This is a genomic window from Actinokineospora xionganensis, from assembly GCF_014323725.1.
Lineage (GTDB): Bacteria > Actinomycetota > Actinomycetes > Mycobacteriales > Pseudonocardiaceae > Actinokineospora > Actinokineospora xionganensis.
In genome coordinates this window covers 1-4,142 of record NZ_JABVED010000048.1, presented here as the reverse complement: position 1 = coordinate 4,142, position 4,142 = coordinate 1, and the positions used below count along the sequence as shown (strand labels likewise).

General features: G+C 63.5%; 6 protein-coding genes. 4 read left to right on the top strand and 2 right to left on the bottom strand.

Going from position 1 to position 4,142, the window contains the following annotated elements:
• Window positions 1–145 precede the first annotated feature (145 nt).
• Window positions 146–997 carry an alpha/beta hydrolase family protein gene (locus tag GPZ80_RS31795; protein ID WP_187224800.1) on the top strand — a complete coding sequence of 284 codons (852 nt, stop codon included), beginning with the start codon at window positions 146–148 and terminating at the stop codon, window positions 995–997.
• Between the two features lie 69 nt (window positions 998–1,066).
• Window positions 1,067–1,561: a GtrA family protein gene (locus GPZ80_RS31790; protein WP_187224799.1), complete on the top strand. Its 495-nt coding sequence runs from the start codon at window positions 1,067–1,069 to the stop codon at window positions 1,559–1,561.
• Between the two features lie 339 nt (window positions 1,562–1,900).
• Here the strand turns inward: GPZ80_RS31790 and GPZ80_RS33550 are convergent, their stop codons facing one another.
• A complete protein-coding gene (locus tag GPZ80_RS33550; RefSeq protein ID WP_281401535.1) occupies window positions 1,901–2,032 on the bottom strand; it encodes a hypothetical protein in 132 nt (43 codons plus the stop codon).
• 135 nt (window positions 2,033–2,167) lie between these two features.
• Here GPZ80_RS33550 and GPZ80_RS33200 point away from each other — a divergent pair, with 135 nt between their 5' ends.
• Complete coding sequence (locus GPZ80_RS33200) at window positions 2,168–2,866, top strand: hypothetical protein (protein WP_246477688.1); 699 nt, start codon at window positions 2,168–2,170, stop codon at window positions 2,864–2,866.
• A 17-nt stretch (window positions 2,867–2,883) separates the two neighbouring features.
• On the opposite strand, the gene GPZ80_RS33545 is transcribed toward GPZ80_RS33200, so the two are convergent.
• Window positions 2,884–3,018, bottom strand: coding sequence for a hypothetical protein (locus GPZ80_RS33545; RefSeq protein ID WP_281401534.1), 135 nt, complete (start codon window positions 3,016–3,018; stop codon window positions 2,884–2,886).
• 143 nt (window positions 3,019–3,161) lie between these two features.
• Here GPZ80_RS33545 and GPZ80_RS31780 point away from each other — a divergent pair, with 143 nt between their 5' ends.
• Entirely contained in the window at window positions 3,162–3,644 is a 483-nt protein-coding gene (locus tag GPZ80_RS31780; RefSeq protein WP_187224798.1) for a HEAT repeat domain-containing protein, read from the top strand.
• Window positions 3,645–4,142: the final 498 nt, after the last annotated feature.

Below are 4,142 nucleotides of genomic sequence, written 5' to 3'. Positions count from 1 at the left end.
TCGCCGCCGGGAGCGCATTGCTGATCGGCCAGCGCGGGCCCTGATTCATCAGTCCGACACATTTTCGAATTCGGTATTTGTCTTTGGTCGCACGGTTCTCGGTCGGCTATTCCGGATAAACGCCCACGTCAATACGCTGCGGCGAATGCCGACCCTTTCCAGAAGACTCGCGGTAGCGGCGGCCGCGGTCGCCGTCGTGTTCGTCTCCGTCGACGCCTCGGCCGCGGAGAATCCCCACCAGCGCGGCCCGAATCCGACAGTCGCGGCCCTCGAAGCCGCGGCGGGCCCGTTCGCCGTGGCCAAGGTGTCCGTCCCCGGCGGTCACGGCTTCGGCGGCGGCACGATCACCTATCCGACCGACACCAGCCAGGGCACCTTCGGCGCGGTGGCCGTGTCCCCCGGCTTCATCGAGAGTGAAGGCGCGATCGCCTGGTTCGGCCCCCGACTGGCATCGCACGGGTTTGTGGTGATCACCATCTCGACGAACGGCCTGTTCGACCAGCCCGACGCCCGCGGCGCGCAACTGTTGGCCGCCCTCGACTACGTGACCAAGTCCAGCGCCGTGCGCGACCGCGTCGACCCAGCACGGCTGGCGGTCATGGGCCACTCCATGGGCGGCGGCGGGGCCCTCTACGCCACGGCCCAGCGGCCCGCGCTGAAGGCGTCGATCCCGCTGCTGGCGTGGAGCAACACGAAGTCCTGGGGCTCGGTCCGCGTCCCGACGATGGTGATCGGCGCGGAAAACGACTTCATCGCCTCCGTCGGATCGCATTCGGAGCCGTTCTACCAGTCCCTCGGCGGCGAGAAGGCCTACCTGGAAATGAATGACGCCGACCATTTCGTCACTAATTCGCCCACGCCGACGGTCGGAAAGCTGACCGTGTCCTGGCTGAAGCGGTTCATGGACAACGACACCCGGTACGACCAGTTCCTGTGCCCGGCGCCGCCGGTGGGCGGCCCGATCTCGGAGTACCGCGACACCTGCCCGTACATCTGACCCTGGTGGGCGGCCGGAAGTTTGCCGGCCGCCCGCCTCCCGGTCACTTTGTGCTGCCAACCTGGCCGCATGTCCCCGGTTTTGACCGCACGTGGGTTCCATGCCGCCATGGAGTCGGTGACCCGCCGCCTGCCCTTCGGCCTCGCCGACGTGGTCCCGCCCAGCCTGCTCGGCTTCGGGGTCATCAACGGCTTCACGTTCCTGGTGGACTTGGCACTGCTGACCGTGCTCCACAGTGGACTCGGGCAGCCGCTCTGGCTCAGCATCACGGTGGCGTACGCGGCGGCGTTCGGCTTGAGTTTCGTCCTCAACCGGGCGCTCAATTTCCGCTCCCACGCCCCGGTCGGGCCACAGGCCCTGACGTACGTGGTTGTCGTGATCGTCAACTACCTCTTGTGGATCCTCGGCGTCGGCAGCGGCCTGGCCGCCCTAGGGGTCGAGTACCACCTGGCGCGCCTGATCGCGGGCGCCTGCGAAGCCGTCTACATGTACTGCGCCATGCGCTGGATAGTCTTCCGCGACGTCCGGAATCGCGGCTGTGACAAAGCAAAAGCTGCCGGGTAACGGCTCGTCCGGTGAGCGAGAGATCTCGACCAACTACGCCGTCAATGGTGATCCGCTTACGACCTCAGTCACCGACTACAACGGCACCGTCACCACGCAGGTCGACCTGCTCGGCCGCGTCGTCGCTTACACGGACGCTAATGGGGTTCGAACCGAAACCAGTTACGACCAGGCCGGTCGGGTGACCCTGGAGAAGGTCATTCCGCCGAACGCGTCCGACGCGCCACAGGAGATGACCAACACTTACGACGATGCCGGTCGCGTGTTGACCACGAAGCTCGGGTCCACGGTGTTGTCCACCTCCACCTACGACGCGGCGGGCGAACTGGCGACGGTGACCTACTCCAACGGCAGTTCCCTCGCCGCGATTGGTAAAGACACGGCCGGTCGGGTCACGTTGCAGACGTGGAAGACCAGCGACAATGTGTCGGTGGTGTCCACCGTGACTTGGAGCAGGGCTGGCACGGTCATCGACGAATCCCTCGGTGGCGTGGACGCCCGGCCTAGCGCGCCGAACTACGTTTACGACGCGGGTGGCCGGCTGACTGAGGCATGGGTGCCAGATCACCATTTCACCTATGACTTCACGTCATCGGCTCCGACTGCATGCCCGACCGGCACGCAGGCGAACGCGGGACTGAACACCAACCGCGTGCGCATGGTGATGAGGCAACGTCGGGCACCACGGAAACCGGCTACTGCTACGACGCCGCCGACCGGATCCTCGCCACGACTGGGGCTTCGCCGATCACCGGGATCAAGTACGACGATCACGGCAACACCACCGAATACACCCAGGGGACGGCCACCACGTTCTTCTCCTGGGATGGCGCGGACCGCAATATCGCCATCCGCACCACGGGTGCCGATCCGGCCGACGTCGCCTACACCCGCGACGCCACAGACCGAATCACCCGCCGCCAAGCCACTCAGGGCGACACTGACGCCGATGTCCGCTACGGCTACACCGGCAACGGGGACTCGGCTGGGTACGCGATGAACGGCGCCGACAAGAAGGTGCTGACCCGCAGCATCGGACTCGCCGGTGGGGTGGTTTACACCTGGAAGCCGGTCGTCGCCGAGCAGACCTGGGACCACGCGTCGGTGCGCGGTGACCTGTGTATGACCACGCTGCCGGACGGCAAGCAGACCGGCCCGCTGCGCGTCTACGGGCCATCCGGCGAAGCTGTCACCGGGCAGAGCAGCAACGAAGGAATGCCCGACAACCAGCCAGGCCAAATGGACTACGGCTGGCTGGCACGAGGGCGTTGGCATGTGCGATGTCTTTCTTCGGGGAAGCGGTGAGGAGGCCCGTGGCTCGATCAAATGTCGAGGACATGATTCATTGCGTGCTCGATGAAGCATCGCCGAACAGGCGCGATATGGTTCAACGCCTGGTCCAACTCGATGACGCCGAGTTGGATGGCGAACTGTTGGCAGTGTTCGGTGATCGTCACCGAACGACGTGGAGCGTCGCTGTGCTTTCCCGAATTCTGGCTGAACGCGACCCCGGGCGGGACTTCGGATATGTCTTGGATCGGATTCTAGGCTCGCGTGAACTTGCTGTCTCTGGCTGGCGCGAACGTTTCTGCTGCGCCAGGTGTATCGGCTGCCGTTTACTGTGTCATTCGGAATTTGTCGCTTGCGTGCCGCAAAACCGATAGCGCACTACATGCGTGATCTTGACAAATGGTACGCCGAATGGCGATATTCTGCGGTGGTAGCGTTGGGTGACACTGCCGATCCTGAGGCATTGGCGCCTATCGTTCGGGGGCTGAGGGACCGGCACTGGAAAGTACGTGCTGCTTCCTTGGAAGCGATGCGGCGTTTGTCTCGCGATATCGCCGTGGAGCGGGTCAGGGAGACCGACGATTGTGAACATCTCGTCGCCCTGCTGCGTGATCGCAAGATCGAAGTCGCGCGCCTTGCGGCCGACACTCTCGGCGATTTGGGCATGACAGATCCGGTGGAGGCGGCATTGCGGACAGCCTCCGATGCTGACCGCATCGCCTCGTTTGAGTCGGTGCTGCGAGGGGAAATATCGCCCTTGGGTGAAACGTGGGTCGGAGATAATCGAATATAGAATTGAGTCGTTCGAAATTAGTTGAATCTCGACGTAGGCAAATGTGGGCGTCCACAGGTGCATCTGTGACGGCGACATCTCATCGGATCGGTCGGTCGTGGCCGGGGTGCAGTAATTCACTCCGGCCACGACCGATTTGTTTGACCCTAGAGGGTTGTTCATGTTGCCGCCATGTCGCGTAGACGTTCGTATGCCAGAAAGAATTGTCAGGTCAGCGAATGATCGTCGCGTCGATCGAATCGAACAGCTCCGACCTTCGAATTGATTACCCCTGGCTGTTGCCTCCATGGTGTCGCACGAATGGGCCCGTTGACATTTGGGCGATCCTTGGGATGGTCAACGATGCACCACCCGGTGCGCGGGTACAGATTCGTGCTGATTGGCGAAGGCGCTAACCGCGGAACAAGATGGCGTTCCGGCCACTGAATACACGACGCTGGTATGACTAGGGCACTGCGACAGCGAGCCCTTTTCATCCTGGGCTGGATGCGTTGACGG

What these genes read in the sequence shown, in the direction of transcription:
- GPZ80_RS33550 (WP_281401535.1), bottom strand. Translation starts at nt 2,032, where the DNA reads ATGACCGTGCCAGCCCTGCTCCAAGTCACGGTGGACACCACCGACACA.
- GPZ80_RS33200 (WP_246477688.1), top strand. Translation starts at nt 2,168, where the DNA reads ATGCCCGACCGGCACGCAGGCGAACGCGGGACTGAACACCAACCGCGT.
- GPZ80_RS31790 (WP_187224799.1), top strand. Translation starts at nt 1,067, where the DNA reads ATGTCCCCGGTTTTGACCGCACGTGGGTTCCATGCCGCCATGGAGTCG.
- GPZ80_RS31795 (WP_187224800.1), top strand. Translation starts at nt 146, where the DNA reads ATGCCGACCCTTTCCAGAAGACTCGCGGTAGCGGCGGCCGCGGTCGCC.